This window comes from Streptomyces qaidamensis (assembly GCF_001611795.1).
Taxonomy (GTDB): domain Bacteria; phylum Actinomycetota; class Actinomycetes; order Streptomycetales; family Streptomycetaceae; genus Streptomyces; species Streptomyces qaidamensis.
In genome coordinates this window covers 9,009,842-9,026,878 of sequence record NZ_CP015098.1, presented here as the reverse complement: position 1 = coordinate 9,026,878, position 17,037 = coordinate 9,009,842, and the positions used below count along the sequence as shown (strand labels likewise).

Genomic DNA, 17,037 nt, shown 5'->3' with positions numbered 1-17,037 from the left:
CGGTGGTCGATCGCCGCTACACCCGCACGTCCCCATCCCCATCCCCGTCCTCATCCTCGTCGGTCCTCCTGTCTCGCTGCACGACGGTGAGCGCGCCGAGCACCGTACCGACGGCCACGATCGCAATTCCGCGCAGCCACACCTGTGCCTCGATCTGCGTGGCAAGCACGACACAGGACGCGATGCCGAGCAAGGGCAGTGCGGTTGGGGCCCGGAAGTGGTCGGCCTCGCCCGGGTCCCGGCGAAGGACCAGCACCGCCGTGTTGACCATGAGGAAGACGAGCAGCAACAACAGAACAAGCGTGGAAGCCAGGGTCGCGACGCTGCCGGTGAGCGACAGCAGCATCGCCAGCAGCGTCGTGACCGCGATCGAGGCCCACGGTGTGCGACGGCCCGGCAGCACCTTGGTGAGCGCGGCGGGCAGCAGCCCGTCCTTCGCCATACCGTAGGCCAGGCGTGAGGACATGATGCCGGTGAGCAGCGCGCCGTTGGCCACGGCGACGAGCGCGATGGCGCTGAACAGGCGGGACGGCACGCCGCCTGCCTCCTCCACGACCTCCAGCAGCGGCCCGCTCGACCCGGCCAGCCGGGCGGTCGGTACCGCCGCGGACGCGGCGATGCCCACCAGCACGTACACGGCTCCGGCGGTGGCGAGGGCCCCGAACAGGGCCCGCGGATAGGATCGCCGCGGGTCGCGGGTCTCCTCGGCGACGTTCACCGAGGTCTCGAACCCGACAAAGGAGTAGTACGCCAGTACCGAGCCGCTCAGCACGGCCGCCGCTGCCCCCTTCTCCGGTGTGCCCAGCTGCACGAGCCGTCCGACGTCGCCGTCACCGCGAAGCAGCAGCCACGCGCCGAGGACGACGATGACGACCAGCCCGCCCACCTCGATGACGGTGGCGACGACGTTGGCGCGGGTCGACTCCTTGATGCCCCGCGCATTCACCAGGGCGAGCAAGGCCAGGAACAGCACGGCCACGAGTCCCACCGGCAGTGTCACGAAGGCCGACAAGTAGTCGCCGCCGAAGCCGCGGGCAAGAGCGGCCACGGAGACGACGCCGGCGGCCAGCATGCAGAAGCCCGCGATGAATCCTGCGAACGGTCCGAAAGCGCGGGTCGTGTAGTGGGAGGCTCCGCCCGCCCGCGGATACTTCGTCGCCAGCTCGGCGTAGGAGGCAGCGGTGAGCAAGGCCAGCAGTAGCGCGACGACCAGCGGCACCCACACCGCTCCCCCGGCGTCTGCCGCGACCTGGCCGATCAGGACGTACACGCCGGCGCCGAGCACGTCGCCCAGAATGAAGAAGTACAGCAGCGGGGTCGTCAGGGCGCGCCTGAGCGCCGTTCCCTCCTGTGCCCCGCCCTGTTCCACCGACTCCGCCGACGCGCTGTTCCCGACTCTTCTCGCCATACCGCCTCGTGTCCCCCGCTCCGCGCGATGCACGCTCGGCCACCGGCCACCGGCCACCGGCCACCCGCCACCGAGCGCAGGCGGCCTCCGCCCAAGAAGTGCAGCACCGCATCCCTTGCCGACGCCGACGTGGACCCTGCGCAGGGAGCGGCGGTGGCTCCACATCCGCCGAGCAGGTGCTGCGCGGCGCGACGAGGAACCGCTGTCCGTCCCGGTCCTGGCCCGTAGGCGGTCAGCACAGCACCGGCACCGTGCCCGCACATGAAGCAGGGCGGACGCGGCCAGGTCAGGGCGGCGCCTACCGGCTGGGTGCCTTCCTGACCGGGACCTCGGACTCACGGTGTCGGACGCGGATGCCCTCGCGCCGGAAACCACCGATCCTGGCCTGCCGCCGTATATGCCTGACCGCGGGTCTGGCCGGCCCAGTGCAGCAGAGGACTATGTGGGGGGCGCAGCCTGGTGAAGGGCCTTGTCGGCGCCCGTGATCACCACGGTGATCAGGCAAAGGGCGATGATGGACTCGGCCCACAGGAGGGCGAACCAGTCCAGCACGCAGCCGATCGGGGGTGTGCCGGGGGCGGTGTTACGGAAGGCGGCGAGGGCGACCTGAGAGCGCCCCCGAGATCTGGAGGCTGAGATGGGCCCCCGGGGCCGCCCCGCCCGCCTCGCCGGACACCGCCTGCATTCGCCACCTGGAAAGGGCTCGGCTCAGTGCCATCTCTCGTACTTCGAGCGGCGAGGTCATCTGGTCCGCGGAAGCTACGGTCCCACCGCCCGGGCCTCCCGTGGGACGCCGGGGCGGGCCGGCGCAACGCACGTAACCCACGGTAGCGGGTGGTCCGAGGGCGTGCATGCGGACGTCCTGGCGAGCGCGAAGTGCGGGCAGCCTGCCTCGGGCGCACATCTGGGCGCCCCTTGCCTCAGCGGCCTCAGCCGCCCCAGAACGGTCTCGTGAGCGGGCCCGCCCCGGCAGGCACCGGGGCGACTCGACGTGCACGATGGGGGAACCGGGAGAAGAGACCTGCCGTACGAGCGGAGGCCGGGTGCCCGGACGCCGGGCTCCCGCGCCCCGGAAGAGAGACCACGATGGCGCACAAGGACGACGCCCAGCAGGCCGTGCCGAACACGCCGGGCATGCGCACGGACGGTGACGGCGTCAGGCGCCACCGTTCGCTGCGGGAGCGGCACGTCGAGGAGACGGTCGAGGTCGCGGTGCCGGTGCGGACGGCGTACAACCAGTGGACGCAGTTCAAGGCCTTCCCGCGGTTCTCGACAGCGGTGCGCGGCGTCGAGCAGATCAGGCCCACCGTGACCGCCTGGACCATCGGCTACGGACCCCTGCGCCACCGCTTCGCGGTCGAGATCGTGGAGCAGGACCCCGACGCCTACGTGGCCTGGCGCGGCCTGGAGCAGACCCCCTCCCACCAGGGCGAGGTCGAGTTCAGGCCGACGGAGTCCGGCGGCACCGCGATCACTGTCCGGATGCTCCTGGAACCGCGGGGAGCCGCGAGGATCCTCACCCGCTCGTCCAGGGCCGTGCGGCTGACGGCCCGGTTGGTGCGCGGGGAGCTCATGAACTTCAAGCAGTTCATCGAAGGACTGGGGCAGGAGGGCGGGGCCTGGCGCGGCACGATCCGCAACGGCCGCGTGCAGCACGACCATCCGGAACCGCCCAGGAGCCGTGTGGCCCAGTGGCCCGTCGGCTGACCGGCGTGCCGGACCCGGTGAGAGAAAGGCGAAGCGATGCAGAACCCGCCCGGTGAGGAGCCGGAGACCACCCTCTCCGTGACACCGCCGAAGAAGTGGGCGGCCGGCGTCCCCGCGGTCGTGCACGCGTTGGAGTACTCCCTGGAGCAGACCTCCCCGCGCAAGACCGGGGTGGACCTGCTCGCCATGAACCAGGTGGGCGGGGTCGACTGTCCCGGCTGCGCGTGGGCTGACCCGGCCCCGGGCCGGCGTCATCGCAACGAGTACTGCGAGAACGGCGCCAAGCACATCAACGACGAGGCCACCACGCGCCGGATCACCGCCGACTTCTTCCGTGAGCACAGCGTTTCCGATCTCGCCGCCCGCTCCGACATGTGGCTCAACCAGCAGGGCCGGCTCACCGAGCCGATGATCAAACGGCCCGGTTCGGAGCACTACGAGCCCATCAGCTGGAACGACGCCCTGGGCGTCCTCGCGCAGGAACTGACCGCGCTGGACTCCCCCGACGAGGCCGTCTTCTACACCTCCGGCCGCGCCAGCAACGAGGCCGCCTTCGTTCTGCAGCTCTTCGCCCGTGCCTTCGGCACCAACAATCTGCCCGACTGCAGCAACATGTGCCACGAGTCCAGCGGCTTCGCCCTGAGCGAGACGCTGGGCACCGGCAAGGGCACCGTCGGCCTCACCGACCTCCACCACGCCGATCTGATCTTCCTGGTCGGGCAGAACCCTGGCAGTAACCACCCGCGCCAGCTCAGCGCCCTGGAGGAGGCCAAGCACAACGGCTGCCGGATCGTGGCGGTCAATCCGCTGCCGGAAGCCGGGCTGCGACGCTTCAAGAACCCGCAGAAGCCGAGCGCGATCCTCGGACGCGGCACGCAGATCGCCGACCGCTTCCTGCACATCAAGCCCGGCGGCGACCTCGCCCTGTTCCAGGCCCTCAATCGCCTTCTGCTGGAGGCCGAGGACGCGGCGCCCGGCACCGTCCTGGACCACGACTTCATCGACGCCCACACCACCGGCTTCGAGGAGTTCGCCCGGCACGCCCGCACCGTCGACTGGGACGACGTGCACACGGCGACCGGGCTGAGCCGTGAGGCGATCGAGAAGGTCCGCGACGAGGTCCTGAACAGCAAGCGGGTCATCGTCTGCTGGGCGATGGGCATCACCCAGCACAAGCACGGCGTGCCCACCGTCCGGGAGATCGTCAACTTCCTGATGCTGCGCGGCAACCTGGGGCGCGCCGGTACCGGCGCCTGCCCGGTACGCGGCCACAGCAACGTCCAGGGCGACCGCACGATGGGCATCTGGGAGCAGATGCCGGACACGTTCCTCGACGCTCTGCAGAAGGAGTTCGGCTTCGACCCGCCGCGCCCGCACGGACTGGACTCGGTGGACTCGATCAGGGCGATGCGCGAGGGCCGCGCCAAGGTCTTCCTCGCCCTGGCCGGCAACTTCGTCCGCGCCGCTCCCGACAGCGAGGTCACCGAGGAGGCGATGCGCTCGTGCCGGCTGACCGCTCACATCTCCACCAAGCTCAACCGCTCGCACACCGTCTGCGGCGACACCGCGCTGATCCTGCCGACCCTGGGGCGTACCGAGCGTGACGTGCAGGCCGACGGCGAGCAGTTCGTCACCGTCGAGAACTCGATGAGCGAGGTGCACACCTCCCAGGGCCGCCTCGAACCGGCCTCCCCGCTGCTGCTCAGCGAGGTCGCCATCCTGTGCCGGCTCGCCCGCCGCACCCTGGACGGCAAGGCGGACATCCCCTGGGACACGTTCGAGGGTGACTACAGCACCATCCGCGACCGCATCTCCCGCATCGTGCCGGGCTTCCACGACTTCAACGCACGCGTGACTCGCCCTGGAGGCTTCCAACTGCCCAACCCGGTCAACGAGGGCGTCTACAACAACAAGGTCGGCAAGGCCCTGTTCACCAGCAACGAGCGCGTGGTCCCCCGGGCACCCGAGGGACACCTGCTGTTGCAGACGCTGCGTTCGCACGACCAGTGGAACACCGTCCCCTACACCAACAGCGACCGCTACCGCGGCATCCACGGCAGTCGCCACGTCGTGCTCGTCAACCCGGCCGACCTGACCGAACTCGGCCTCGCTCAGGGCGATCACGTCGACCTGGTGAGCGTCTGGGCCGACGGCTCCGAGCGCCGGGCCGCGAACTTCGAGGTCGTGCCCTACCCGGCCGCCAAGGGATCGGCCGCCGCCTACTACCCGGAGACGAACGTTCTGGTGCCGCTCGACAGCGTCGCCGACATCAGCAACCAGCCCACGTCGAAGGGCATCGTCGTGCGCCTCGAACCCGCCCTCGACCGGACGCAGCCCGGAACCGCCTGACCCGGTGCACGATCCCGACCGCCCTGGCGCCCTGTCCACGGCAGGAGTGTCAGTCCGCTGACGTATCCTTCCGGCCACCGCGCACCGACCGTGAGGATCAAGAGAATTGACCGGGTTGTCCGCTTTCCCCTTGCCCTTCCATGCTTCCCAGTCCATATCGTTCACGCCACCGCGAACGCTGCGGGAACTCCAGATGATGCAGTGCAGCGCACACATCCGGGCGAAGCCGGGGTGGTTCGACAAGATGAACGATGCCGGCATCGTCGCGAGGTGGACACACGAAGCGATCGCCCAGGGCCTCACAGAAGCGCAAGTTCGCTACGTGCTGGACGAACTCGCGCATTACGCCGCGCTGAGAGACGGCCGAACCGGCGTCGAGGTGTCCGCCGTCGACGGGGTGTGGCAGTCGGACGCGTTGGTCGACGACACGCTCAGATCGCGGCTCCACAAGGCGGTCCAGGTGCTGGAACAGGTCCCCGAAGCGGAACTGGACTGGCATCCCGGATCCGACGGCCAGGTACTGGATCTGGTTCACCCCTCGCTGTTCTGCCTGGTGAGAGGGGTGAGCGACGCGCCCGAGCGGGCTTGGCAGAACCCGACGAACCGCTACTCGAAGTACGAGTTCTCGGAGAAATTCCAGTGGCTGCCCACGGACGTCGACGTCAGTGCCGACGGCGAGGTCGCCTTCGCCTCGTACGTCAACAACGTCCACCCCGAGCATCACCACGAACTGGCCGGCGTCCTGCCGGACTTGTTCGCGCGCATGCTCCCGCTGCTGGAGAACGTGCTCACCGATCTGCGCCATCCGCGGCCCCTGCGGATCGAGGCCGATCCCTACGGCTGGTACGACTCGGAGCCGGAGCATCCAGACAAAGCTTCCTATGGCGATGACGGGGCCTATGCCGAAGCCCTCCGTGCCTGGGAAGTGGCCCAGGACGACTGGTGGGAAAACCGCCGCCCCGTCCTCCCCGACGCTCCGGCCTTCACCCCGCCCGAGCGGCCCGACGCATCCGCCCGGGTCCATCTGCGCGGCCGCCGTCTCCAGGTCATCGTCAAGCTCGCCACCATCCACCTCACCCCGGACAAGCCCGAGTACCGCGGCGGATCCTGGCATGTCGAGGGAATGCTGAACGAGCGGATCGTATCCACCGGCATCTACTACTGGGACAGCGAGAACATCACCGAAAGCCGGCTGAGTTTCCGGGCGGCACTCGATGACCCGGATTACGAGCAGAACGACGACAACGGCCTGCGTGAGGTCTATGGCCTGGAGGACGAAGACGCGCTGAACCAGATGCTGGGATCGGCACCGACTCCAGCGGGCCGCTGCCTTGCGTTCCCGAACATCCTGCAACACCGGGTCGACACATTCCGGCTCAAGGACCCCACCCGCCCGGGGTACCGCAAGATTCTCGCGTTCTTCCTGGTCGACCCATCGGAAACGATCGTCTCGACCTCCGATGTACCCCCGCAACAACCATGGTCCGACACCTCGACGATGACGCTCGAACAGGCCAAGAACCACCGCGAACAGCTCATGCAGGAACGCAAGTTCTTCGTCGACGAACACAACGAGCAGCTCTACGAACGAGAGTTCTCCCTCTGCGAGCACTGAACCTCCGTCCCGCTTGTCAGACCTGGCACCAGGTGTTGGCTGAAACATCAACTCATCACACCTGAAACGCAGTTGTCGCAGATCATTCTGGTTGGCAGACTCACCTCGCCGACGGAGCGTGCGGACAAGCGGGCACATGCGCGCGCAAGCACCACGTCGGCGAACGGGGGCTTACGTCATCTCACCAGGGGGAACATCCATGAACCTCAGCCTGCCCAGACGCGTCCTGGGCCGTGCCACCGCCACCCTCGCGCTGGCACTGGCCACGGCCACCGGCACCACCGGCCTGCTCTCCGGTGCCGAAGCACACGCCCTGCCGGTCGCCGAGGGCACCTTCAGCTTCGGCGGCGACGAGGGCGACTACATCAGCGGCGGCCGGTCCCACGCCTACGCGACGGCGTCCCAGGACCGCATGAGCGTCTCCGGCGACACCGGCAACAGGGTGGTCACCGTCTCCGTCGACGGAGCGAACGGCGACTGGTGGACGCTGAACCTCGGAGCGCCGTCCGGCAAGGCCCTGACGCCCGGGACCTACACGGGAGCCACCCGCTACCCGTTCAACGAAGGGACCGAACCGGGCCTGTCTCTCAGCGGCAACGGCCGCGGCTGCAACCAGCTCACCGGCACCTTCACCGTCTCAGCGGTGGAGTTCGGCCCCCAGGGTTACGTGAAGAAGCTCGACGCCAGCTTCGTACAGCACTGCGAGGGCGGCACCGCGGCCGCGCGTGGCGAGGTCCACATCGAGAACCCGGCCCCGCCGGCCGAACTCGGCCTGGGCCTCGACATCGCTCTGGCCGGCACCGCGAGCTCCCTCAACGGCAAGGCCACCGTCAACGGCACGGTGAGCTGCAACAAGCCGGTGCAGGTGACCGTGGCGGGCGATGTCACGCAGGTGAAGAAGCGTGATCTCATCCGCGGTTCCTTCTCCACGTCGGTGTCCTGCACCCCGGGCGCCCCGGTCGCCTGGACCGGTAAGGCCGTACCCACCGGCTCGGTCCCCTTCCAGAAGGGGGACGTCGAGGTCGAGGGCCGCGCGACGGCGTCGGACCCGGACTACAGCCGGCCGGTGACGGTCAGCGAGACCGTGGCGGTCCGCCTCACCCGGGCCTGATCCATGTCCTGACACAGCCACAGCCACACCGCCCGGCCCGGGCCCTGGTCCTCTCCTGAGGAGCGGGGCCCGGGCCGGGCCGCGTTGCGCGGGGCAGCCGGTGCGCGGACGGCCGTCAGGTCGAGCCCGTCGCCACGTTGGTCATCTCGTCCAGGTCTTCTGCAGGGTCTTGTCCGGTACGGGGAAGCAGGCCAGCGCGTCGTCGGCTCGCTCGTGGCGGCTCATACGGCGGCGTACTGCGAAAACGGTGCCGCCGCCGGCGGCGATCAGCGCGGCGGCCGAGCCCGCGATCGCCGCCGTGTCGTCGTTCGCGCCGGTCTCGGTGAGGCCGGAGCCCTTGGCCGCAACCGGCGGAGCGCTGTCGGTCTTCATGGTCTTGCCGATCCAGCCCGCGTAGGCGGGCGCGCTGGTGTAGAGGCCGGGGCCCTGCGAGCACGGCACGTTCGGGGCGCCGGGCCCCGAGGTGACGCCGATCAGCTCCCAGCGGCCGTCCCTGCCCCTTTTCACCTGCGGTCCGCCTGAGTCCCCGAAGCACGCCATGGCCTTGGGCACGGCGGAGATCGTGCACAGCCGGTTCCGGTTCGCATAGCCGGGTGCGCACTCGGACACGGCGCCCCTACGGGTGCTCAGCTCCTGCAGCCGGTCCGGGAACGCGAACTCGGTGTCGACGGTGGTGCCGAAGCCCAGGAGCCGGGTCGGGGTGCCGGGCGGCCCTGCCTGCTCAGCGATCCTGACGGGTTGCCGGCTGACCGGCCGGTCCAGGCGTATCAGCGCGATGTCGTCCTTGTTGGCGGCCTTGTTGTCGCCGTTCACATAGCCCGGGTGGACGAAGGTCCGGTCGATCTTCCGGACCGTGCCGCCGGACTTGCGGTGGTCGCTGCCGACCCGCACGATGCCGTCCACTTCGAGGCCCTCGCCCTTCACGCAGTGAGCCGCCGTCAGCACCCACTGCTCATCGATCAGCGATGCCCCACAGTTCCCGTCGTGCAGACCCTGGTCCGGGGCAGAGGCCGGGATGACCGCCATGAACGGGTAGCTCTCGGTGGAGTCCGACCCGTTGACGATGGCTCCGGCGCTGCCGGCCATGACGGTGACACAGGCCGCGGCAGTGAGAGCACCGACTGCAGCGGTACAGACGGTCAGGCGGCGCGGCGGCTTGAGGTTGTACACAGAGGGTCCTTTGGCTCGGTGATCCGTATGCGTGCAGCCTCGTTGCCTGAGGCCTGGCACTCCATCCGGGCAGCGGGACGATCAGGGGTGTGGCGAGCCCCCTTCCCCATCGGGGAAAACCCGAGGCCGGGGCTGTGAGGGCGGAGCACTTCACCGAGCGCCGGGAACATTGCGTGCTCGAAACGTGCGCGGGGCGCCCGAGCGGAGCCACCCGCGCGGGGTACTGACCCCCGAGCGCCGCTCCGTGGAGTGAAGGGCCGGCCTCCACCGTGTCCTGAGGCCCGCCCGCCCCCGTTGAGTTGATCATGCGAACGATCTTCCCTGCGACGTCTTGCACCCCGACGGGCCGTCGGACGGCTTGAGCTCTTCCATGCCTCCGTACCCGCGCCGCGCGACGGCCGTCGCGTTCCTCGCCTCGCTGTGCGTCGTGACCGCCTGCACGACCCCGCAAGCCCCGTCGCTCGGCGCCGACGACACCGTCAAGGCCGCCCAGCTCCTGCTGACCGACCGCTGTCTGACCCGCCAGGGCCTCACCCCGCCGCGTCCGGGACAGCGCCCGCCCGACGCCGAGGAGCGGAGCCGGGTCAGTGACGCGTTGTTCGGGACCGGCCGGGCCGAGCTCTCCCTCACCCTGCCCGGCGGCCCCGAGGTCCGCCAGCACACCGATGGCTGCCTGGCCCAGGCCCAGCAGCGCCTCTACGGCGACCAGGAAAGCTGGTTCCGCGCCTCGACCACCGTCAACAACCTCAAGAGCAGGGCTCCGGCAGGCGAACGGACCGCCTACCGGGAACTGCGGGCGCACGCCGTCCGCACCGCCCGGACCATCCTCCAGTCCGCACATGAGAAAGGCACGAACCGATGATGAAGCCCGCCCTGCTGGCCGCCGCGCTGCTCCTCGCCGCCGCCAGCCCCTTCACCACCGCCGCCACGGCATCAGCCGCGGACTGCCCCAGCGGCCACTTCTGCGCGTGGGAGAACGTCGACTTCCAGGGGCAGCGCGCCAACTGGTCGGGGGACGACGGCTGGTGGGAGGGCTACATCGCCGACACCGACTCCTCCTGGGCCAACCACGGGATCGTGGGCCCCGGCATCCCGAGCTTTGTCCAGGTGTTCGAGAACGCCGGGCAGCGCGGCGACATGACCATCTGCCTCGCACCCGGTCAGGAGGTCAACTGGAACGGCGTCGCCAACGACCGGGGTGACTCCCACAGGTGGGCCATGAGCTGCTGAACACCCACCGCGACACCACCCACACCCGATGAATCGGCCGACCCGGCGGAACGCCCCCGCCGGGCCGGCGGCCGGGGCCGCTGAAGAAGCACCGGCCCCAGGGGCACAAGCCCACCCGCTCGGGCGTCGCCGACCTCTGCTGTGGCGCCAGGGGACAGTTACCGGTGGTGCGAGGCGGGATGCCGCTGCCTCGCCATGGTCGTGTCGGGGCCGATGGCGCTCCGGCGAAGATCCGTTCCTTTCGGGAGAGAAGCGTGTGCGAGCCCATGACGCCCCGACGCCGCCGCCTGCCCGCCGTGACGCTTCGCGCCCGGACATGAGCCCGGCCGCACTCCCGGGCCCGTCCGGCTCCGCTCCCCTCTCGACTTGCTGCTGCGCACCTCGCGGAGCCGACCCGGCCACACACACCCCGGCCTGCCGCAGGGGTGTGCCCGAGCCCGACAGGTCTACCGGTGCCGTGGCCCTGGTGATCGCCCCGCTGAACCGGGAGCACTGCTTCGGCTACCTCGTCGCCGCCGTCATCCTGGCCGGCGTCTTCCAGATCGCCCTCGGCGCCTCGGTGTGGCGAAGCTGATGCGGTTCATTCCCCGGTCGGTGATGGTCGGCTTCGTCAACTCCCTGGCCATCTTGATCTTCATGATCCAATCAGCAGCGGCGCACCGTGCGCGAATGCTGATCAGGCGGCCCCTGCCCGCCACCGCTGCCCGGTGCCCCCGTGCGCCGGCTCCAGTGACAGACCGTCCCCGGCGCCACCGGCCGGGGTGACGGCCGTCCCGAAGGCGATGGCGGGGCGGATCAGCCCTTCCTCGTCCACCACGAACATCAGGTTCCGGCCGTTGCGGCCGTCCACCGAGTCGCAGCTCCAGATCCCGACACCCCGGTGCGTTGCTCCCCGACTGTCCAGGCAGAAGTCGGAATCTGCGGCCGACTGAAGCACCTTGCGGCCTTCGTCGACGCGCCAGCGTTGGGTGCGCGACGTGGAGCAGGGAGCCGTGATCACATCGGCCCCGTCGGAGAAGGCGCCGCCCACGTCCAGGCACAGCCCCGACCCGACGTTCACGACCTGCGCGAACGAGCCTGAGGGCGGGTGGGCGGAGGGGGGCGGGGGCTTCGGGCTCGTCTTCGTCGGTGACGGGCTTCTCGTCGGAGCCTTCGAGCTCCGCGACGGCGAGGGCGAAGACGGCGATGACGAGGGCGACTGCGACTTCGCCGGCACGGTGGCCGTCACCGTCACCGCGACCGCCATCGGCGGCACGCTCACCGGTGCGCTCGCCGCGCTCTCCGGGTCCTGCGACGGCGATCCGCCCTGCGCGTTGAGAAACACCACCAGCGGCAGCAGGGCGGCCCCGAGCGCCGCCGACACCAGCACGGTGCGTCGGCGATCCGGTGCCCCGCCCCGCTCCTCCGGATTGCGCCCGGATCCCGCGCGGCCGGGCGGGATCCGCCCCGCGGTGGCGCCCCGGGCTTCCCGCCGGCCCGCCGCGTACGCCGTGCCGCCCCATGGCAGCAGCCCCTCCGCCAGCGCCGTGCGCGGTGCGTCCCGCAGCGCCGACAGCTCCTCGTAGGCCGTCGTGCAGTGCGGGCAATGCGCCGTGTGGGCATGCAGATCGGCGCTGTCGCGGGGGTTGTCCGGTCGTACGGACTCCTCGATGAGGCGGCCGAAGTCGGAGCAGTCCGGGTCCTCGGAGGCCGCGAGGCGGGTGCGCAGGCATGCACGGGCCAGCTGCTGCAGCGCCGGGTCCGTTCCGTAGGTGACGTCCTCCCGGGTCAGACCCAGGAGAGCGGCCGTCCGCTCCGCGGGCTCCTGTTCCACGATCCCGTACCAGATCAGGCCCTGAGTGCGGGAAGGCAAGGACTGGAACGCCGTGAGCATGGAGGGCAGCACACCGGACGGTCCGGTCGTGTTCAGGACAAGCAGCAGCCCCGCGTCCAGACCTGCCGCCCGCCCGTCCTCGGCCCAGGTCCCTGCCGACCGGGCGACCAGCAGGAGGAGTCGGTGGCGCCAGGGCAGTCCGGGATCGATGCCACGGGCGGCCTGACGGGCGGCCAGCGTGAACGCCTGCGCGGCCAGTTGCCTCGCCATGGACTCGTTGGGGCTGCACAGCCGGGCGTAGGCGAGGACGTGCGGATGATGGCGGGCGCGCAGTTCCTGAAGCGCCGGGTATGCCGAGACCGTTTCGGCGCGCAGCAGCTCGGCGAGCCGCGCATCGGGGGCGCCCGTGTGCATCCCGTGACCGGGCTCCACACCGCCACGATCCTTGTCGTCGGCCCGATCCATCCCGCCGCCTCCTTGCAGCCTTGCGGCCCGCGCGGAGACCTGACTTACCGGCGGGTATGACGGCTCATAGTGGAGGAAGAGAGGCCGTGGGGAAAGGGTTTCTCCGGGTAACGCTGACTCGCCGGTGAAGGCGTCTCGATCGCCCGGAGGCCCTTCCCGGTGCGGGTGCGGATGCGGGTGCGGGTGCGGCACGATGGGGGTGTGCGGATGCGATCAGTGCTGATCTTCGACGGGGACTGCGGCTTCTGCACGACGTCGGTGGGCGTCGTCCAGCGTCTGGTGCGACCTCGGTGCGAGGCCGTGGCATGGCAGCACGCCGATCTCGCATCGCTCGGCGTCACTGCGGAGCGCGCCCGGTACGAGGCCCTGTGGGTGACATCCAATGGGCGGGTCTACGGCGGAGCGCAGGCCGTGGCGAAGATCCTGCTGAGCGCGGGCGGCCTGTGGTCGGTCGCCGGCGCGATCCTCGCTCTGCCGCCCGTGCGCTGGGTCGCTCACGGCGTCTACCGTCTCGTGGCCGACCATCGCGGGCGACTGCCTGGAGGAACGGCGGTGTGTGCGGTGCCAGGAGAGAAGAGCCACCGAGCGTAGGGCGTAGGTTGCGAAGCCTTCAACTCCCAGCGGAGCAGGGGATATCGGGTGCTTGACGAGACGGGCAGCAGCCCGGTACGCGGGGACGGCAGTACGAACACGTCGGCAGGGACCGGCCCCGGCTCGCCCGATGTCGGCACAGGTGAGTGCGTCGTCCTCCGTCACGCCCACCACCCCTGGATCGCATTCGCTCAACTGCGCCGGGAGTGGTACACCGACGAGTTCCTCACACCGCCACCGTGGGCTCACACCTTCACCGACTTCGGGTTCGCCGTACTTGACCGTGCGCTGCTCAGTGCGCCGCTGGCGGACATCGACACCTCGGTCCTCGCCCGGGGCGAGTGGCGGCAGGTTCGCCTCCATGACATCACCGGGCTGGGCGGAGTGCTCTTCAACGCATGGGACTGACGTCCAGGAATCAACAACTATCGGGGCGCCTCGCCAGGTGGCGGGCGGGGCACGCCGGAGGGAGGGGAAGGCGATGGCGGAGTCTTCTGGAAGCGCCATACCGGCGCGAGCACAAGCGTCCGGTGGCCCTGTCCCCGGCTGTTCACCTGTAAGGGTCAAATCCTGGTGCAGGGAGGGGAGTAGGCGCATATCCGGCCACCAGCCGGTGAGCCATTCTGCATGACCGAACCCTTACCGGCCGGCTCGATTCCGGCTCCCGGCCTCCTGCCATCCATGCCGGTCGTCTTCACCGCCGACTTCACCTCCACCACCCAATGGGTGGCCGGCCGTTCCTGGGCCTATCCCGGTGGGGGCCCGGTCAATCCAGGCGATGACAAGCTCGACCACCTGGTGGCCGACCCCGCGTACAGCCGCTCCGGCGTCTTCCGTGCCGGACGACGACAGGACGGCCGGTGGAACACCGGGCTGCTCACCACCGAGGGAAGCCAGGAAGGCTTCACCGTCCGTGCCGGGGATGTCCTGGACACCCGGGTACGTCTGCCGGAGGAGATCGGCGCCTGGCCTGCAATCTGGACGTGGCTCGACGGCGACCAGGAAATCGACGTCTTCGAGTATCACCCGGACAACCCCGGCCTCCTCGAATTCACCAATCACGTGCGGGGCACCAATCGCTACCACCACGATCAGGAAATCCGCCCTGGCGCATGGGTGGACCTGCGTACCGTCTTCGGCACCCGCTCCGTGGACTGGTGGCTCAACGGCAAACCGGTCTTCACCGACGGACGAGGTGTGGGCCGGGCCTGGCACGCGTACCTCATCGTCAACCTCTCCGTATGCGCCGGGCGCTATCACCCCGCACCACAACCGCGAACGACCGAGATGTCGTACGAGGTGAGTCACCTCCTCGTACGACGAGCCGCGCCGTTTGGCACCCCAACCGGTGCCACATCCGGAGCACGTGAACAGCAGGACACGCCGACACCGTGACCGAGTCCCGGCAGATCTGGGCAGGGCCTGATGCCACCACCCATCCGCGGGTCGCGTCAGCCCGCCTCGCTCCACCACGCGGGAGACACGCTGAGGCTCCAGACCGTACCCGACTGCCCTTGGTCGTCTTCGTCCGCACGGACGAAGATCCTCACGCCGGACTCGGTCACCCGGTAGCGGCGGATGCACCCGGCAGTGCCGTCCTCGTCTGGTTCGGGTTCGGGTGCGACCGAGCAGCCCAGCTCGGCGATCGCGGCGGCCAGGGCCTCGAAGCGCGTGGCGGGAGCGAAGTCGCCGTACGCGTCGCGCAGGGGCGCCGGTACGGACGACTCGCTGTCCCACCGCAGACGGTGCACCTGCACGCTCATCCCGAAGCAGGGCCAGGCGCCGTCCTCGTCCTGGAACGACAGCTCCACCAGCCCGTAGTCCCGGCGCAGAAGACTGCCGTCCTCGGTGTCAAGGCAGTCATCCCCGAGCGTGGTCTCCCACTCGCCGGGCTGCGCGCCGATGCCCACGCCCAGCACTTCCTTGCGAGTGGCGACGTGGGCGTAGAAGTCCAGGTCGGTCATCACGTCCTCGCCGTTCCAGGAAGTCGTCCTATGATTCGCTACTTGGCAGCTGCTGCCTTCTTGCCCTTCTGGTGCTTTCGAGATTCTCCCGGCTTCTGTCCGTGGCTATGTGCTCTGCCGCTCGCGTTCGCCGCGGCCTGCTCAGAAGTGCTGTGAGTATAGGTCCGGTTGGTTGCGGTCTCTTGGCTGTCAGAGGGTGGTCGAGCGCTGTGCATGCGGACGGAATCGCTCATCGACCGGCCCGGCCGGCCGGAGGCCGAGGGGCTGGGCGAAGGCGGAGGCGGAGGCGCCGATGCGGAGGGCGTGTCATCGTTGTGAGCGGCCGATTCCGGAGGCGTGGAGGGGGCGACCGGATCGGGGGCGGACGGGGCCGCTTCGTCGGTGGCGCCGTGGTGTGAGAAGCCTTCGGTGACCACCAGGCCGCCGGCGAGAAGGGCGGCCAGTGCAGCCGCCGCCCCACGCGCTCGGATGCGGCCCTGTCGGGAGGCGGGCCGAGAGGTCCCCGCGGCGAGGCCCGTTGAGGTGCTCGGGCTTCTGGGCGCCGGCACGGCGGGCGACAGGCTCCGGTGGGTGCTGTCGGCGTGATGCGCGGCCGTGGAAGGTACGGCGCTCAGCACGGGGCGGGCAGCGGACGCGGCGGCGGGGTCTGCTGTGCTCGTTCCGGAGAGACGGGTCAGGGCTCGGGAGCAGTCGGCCGCCCCTGGACGAACGTGTTCCTCAAGGCTGGTCATGTCCCGAAGGAGGGCGGCGAAGCCGTCGGGCAGGAAGTCCGGGAGGGCCGGCCGGCGGTGCAGGCGCGCTATCGCGGCCTCCAACGGGCCACCGTCGTATTCGAGTCGACCGGTGAGGCTTTCGAGGAGGACCAAGCCGAGGGCATAGATGTCGGCAGGCCGGCCGACGGGCCGGCCCAGCACCTGTTCGGGGGCGAGATAGGCCGCCGTGCCGGTCAGGGCGCCGGTGGCGGTGCGGGTGGTCGCATCGAGCAGCCGGGAGATGCCGAAGTCCGTCAGATGGGGATGGCCTGAGGAATCCAGGATGATGTTGGACGGTTTGACATCCCGGTGGACGATCCCCTCCTCATGGGCGTGAGCCAGAGCTTCGGCCAATGCCGCGCCGAGGGCGGCTGCGTCCTCGCATGTCAGGGGGCCCTCGGCGATGCGGGTTTTCAGGGTGAGTCCGTCGATCAGCTGCATGACCAGGAAGGCTTCGCCGTCGTGGTGTCCGGCGTCGAAGGCGGTCACCAGGCCCGGATGTTGCAACCGGGCGAGGATCACGGCCTCGCTGCGGAAAGCCTCCTCCGTGTCGAAGCCGCTGCCCGGGCGGAAGATCTTCACGGCGACCGGCCGCCGCAGTCGCAGGTCGAACCCGCGGTGAACGTCAGCCGCACCACCCGAACCGATCAGCCCGTCCAGGCGGTAGCGGCCCGCCAGAATCCGGGCACAGCCTCGAAATGCCCGGGCGTCCCGCACCTCGCGCAATCCCACCTCGATCTCCCCACTCCGTGCTCGCACACCGTTCAGAGCCCGTCACCGACGGGCCGTCGAACGCAGGTACCCATTCATCCGCCGCTTGCACAAGCAGGTGACTGGCTCGCCTTCTTCACCGGCCGGCGGT

The 17,037-nt window shown here is 70.0% G+C and carries 15 protein-coding genes and 1 pseudogene; 10 read left to right on the top strand and 6 right to left on the bottom strand.

Features of this window, described 5'->3' with window-relative positions:
- Positions 1–16: 16 nt before the first annotated feature.
- Both A4E84_RS39585 and A4E84_RS41775 read right to left on the bottom strand, forming a co-directional pair.
- Complete coding sequence (locus A4E84_RS39585) at positions 17–1,408, bottom strand: APC family permease (RefSeq protein WP_237305097.1); 1,392 nt, start codon at positions 1,406–1,408, stop codon at positions 17–19.
- 438 nt (positions 1,409–1,846) lie between these two features.
- The gene (locus tag A4E84_RS41775; RefSeq protein WP_418082278.1) at positions 1,847–2,047 is read right to left on the bottom strand and encodes a DUF4436 family protein; all 201 of its coding nucleotides are present in this window, start codon (positions 2,045–2,047) and stop codon (positions 1,847–1,849) included.
- Positions 2,048–2,494: 447 nt separating this feature from the next.
- Between A4E84_RS41775 and A4E84_RS39580 the strand changes: the two genes are divergently transcribed.
- The 4 genes from A4E84_RS39580 to A4E84_RS39565 all read left to right on the top strand — a co-directional run bounded on the left by A4E84_RS39580 (position 2,495) and on the right by A4E84_RS39565 (position 8,190).
- On the top strand, positions 2,495–3,115 hold the full coding sequence (locus A4E84_RS39580; protein WP_062931157.1) for an SRPBCC family protein: 621 nt from the start codon (positions 2,495–2,497) through the stop codon (positions 3,113–3,115).
- Positions 3,116–3,151: 36 nt separating this feature from the next.
- Complete coding sequence (locus A4E84_RS39575) at positions 3,152–5,464, top strand: FdhF/YdeP family oxidoreductase (RefSeq protein ID WP_062931156.1); 2,313 nt, start codon at positions 3,152–3,154, stop codon at positions 5,462–5,464.
- 106 nt (positions 5,465–5,570) lie between these two features.
- On the top strand, positions 5,571–7,079 hold the full coding sequence (locus A4E84_RS39570) for a DUF4246 domain-containing protein (RefSeq protein WP_079129308.1): 1,509 nt from the start codon (positions 5,571–5,573) through the stop codon (positions 7,077–7,079).
- 199 nt (positions 7,080–7,278) lie between these two features.
- On the top strand, positions 7,279–8,190 hold the full coding sequence (locus A4E84_RS39565) for a hypothetical protein (protein ID WP_062931154.1): 912 nt from the start codon (positions 7,279–7,281) through the stop codon (positions 8,188–8,190).
- A 141-nt stretch (positions 8,191–8,331) separates the two neighbouring features.
- Here A4E84_RS39565 and A4E84_RS39560 read toward each other — a convergent pair whose 3' ends face one another.
- The gene (locus tag A4E84_RS39560; RefSeq protein ID WP_079129307.1) at positions 8,332–9,360 is read right to left on the bottom strand and encodes a S1 family peptidase; all 1,029 of its coding nucleotides are present in this window, start codon (positions 9,358–9,360) and stop codon (positions 8,332–8,334) included.
- Between the two features lie 370 nt (positions 9,361–9,730).
- Here A4E84_RS39560 and A4E84_RS39555 point away from each other — a divergent pair, with 370 nt between their 5' ends.
- The 3 genes and pseudogenes from A4E84_RS39555 to A4E84_RS41770 all read left to right on the top strand — a co-directional run.
- On the top strand, positions 9,731–10,222 hold the full coding sequence (locus A4E84_RS39555) for a hypothetical protein (protein ID WP_062931153.1): 492 nt from the start codon (positions 9,731–9,733) through the stop codon (positions 10,220–10,222).
- Positions 10,219–10,590, top strand: coding sequence for a peptidase inhibitor family I36 protein (locus A4E84_RS39550; protein WP_062931152.1), 372 nt, complete (start codon positions 10,219–10,221; stop codon positions 10,588–10,590). Before A4E84_RS39555 ends, A4E84_RS39550 begins: the two co-directional genes overlap by 4 nt.
- Before the next feature lie 445 nt (positions 10,591–11,035).
- Positions 11,036–11,235 (top strand): annotated as a pseudogene (locus A4E84_RS41770) (SulP family inorganic anion transporter); the annotation flags it as partial.
- Between the two features lie 31 nt (positions 11,236–11,266).
- On the opposite strand, the gene A4E84_RS39545 reads toward A4E84_RS41770, so the two are convergent.
- Positions 11,267–12,868: an RICIN domain-containing protein gene (locus tag A4E84_RS39545; RefSeq protein ID WP_062931151.1), complete on the bottom strand. Its 1,602-nt coding sequence runs from the start codon at positions 12,866–12,868 to the stop codon at positions 11,267–11,269.
- A 201-nt stretch (positions 12,869–13,069) separates the two neighbouring features.
- Here A4E84_RS39545 and A4E84_RS39540 point away from each other — a divergent pair, with 201 nt between their 5' ends.
- From A4E84_RS39540 to A4E84_RS39530, 3 genes are all read left to right on the top strand, one after another.
- On the top strand, positions 13,070–13,459 hold the full coding sequence (locus A4E84_RS39540) for a thiol-disulfide oxidoreductase DCC family protein (protein WP_062931838.1): 390 nt from the start codon (positions 13,070–13,072) through the stop codon (positions 13,457–13,459).
- 48 nt (positions 13,460–13,507) lie between these two features.
- Positions 13,508–13,867 carry a hypothetical protein gene (locus A4E84_RS39535; protein WP_174569498.1) on the top strand — a complete coding sequence of 120 codons (360 nt, stop codon included), beginning with the start codon at positions 13,508–13,510 and terminating at the stop codon, positions 13,865–13,867.
- A 219-nt stretch (positions 13,868–14,086) separates the two neighbouring features.
- The gene (locus tag A4E84_RS39530) at positions 14,087–14,854 is read left to right on the top strand and encodes a LamG domain-containing protein (protein ID WP_062931150.1); all 768 of its coding nucleotides are present in this window, start codon (positions 14,087–14,089) and stop codon (positions 14,852–14,854) included.
- A 56-nt stretch (positions 14,855–14,910) separates the two neighbouring features.
- On the opposite strand, the gene A4E84_RS39525 is transcribed toward A4E84_RS39530, so the two are convergent.
- Positions 14,911–15,423 (bottom strand): hypothetical protein, encoded by a 513-nt coding sequence (locus A4E84_RS39525; RefSeq protein WP_237305096.1) that lies wholly within the window; start codon positions 15,421–15,423, stop codon positions 14,911–14,913.
- A 38-nt stretch (positions 15,424–15,461) separates the two neighbouring features.
- Positions 15,462–16,907, bottom strand: a complete 1,446-nt coding sequence (locus A4E84_RS39520; protein WP_237305095.1) for a serine/threonine-protein kinase — start codon at positions 16,905–16,907, stop codon at positions 15,462–15,464.
- Between the last annotated feature and the right edge of the window lie 130 nt (positions 16,908–17,037).

Coding starts and splice junctions, on each gene's coding strand:
- A4E84_RS39555 (WP_062931153.1), top strand. CDS start 9,731: ATGCCTCCGTACCCGCGCCGCGCGACGGCCGTCGCGTTCCTCGCCTCG.
- A4E84_RS39550 (WP_062931152.1), top strand. CDS start 10,219: ATGATGAAGCCCGCCCTGCTGGCCGCCGCGCTGCTCCTCGCCGCCGCC.
- A4E84_RS39545 (WP_062931151.1), bottom strand. CDS start 12,868: ATGGATCGGGCCGACGACAAGGATCGTGGCGGTGTGGAGCCCGGTCAC.
- A4E84_RS39580 (WP_062931157.1), top strand. CDS start 2,495: ATGGCGCACAAGGACGACGCCCAGCAGGCCGTGCCGAACACGCCGGGC.
- A4E84_RS39575 (WP_062931156.1), top strand. CDS start 3,152: ATGCAGAACCCGCCCGGTGAGGAGCCGGAGACCACCCTCTCCGTGACA.
- A4E84_RS39530 (WP_062931150.1), top strand. CDS start 14,087: ATGACCGAACCCTTACCGGCCGGCTCGATTCCGGCTCCCGGCCTCCTG.
- A4E84_RS39525 (WP_237305096.1), bottom strand. CDS start 15,423: ATGACCGACCTGGACTTCTACGCCCACGTCGCCACTCGCAAGGAAGTG.
- A4E84_RS39565 (WP_062931154.1), top strand. CDS start 7,279: ATGAACCTCAGCCTGCCCAGACGCGTCCTGGGCCGTGCCACCGCCACC.
- A4E84_RS39585 (WP_237305097.1), bottom strand. CDS start 1,408: ATGGCGAGAAGAGTCGGGAACAGCGCGTCGGCGGAGTCGGTGGAACAG.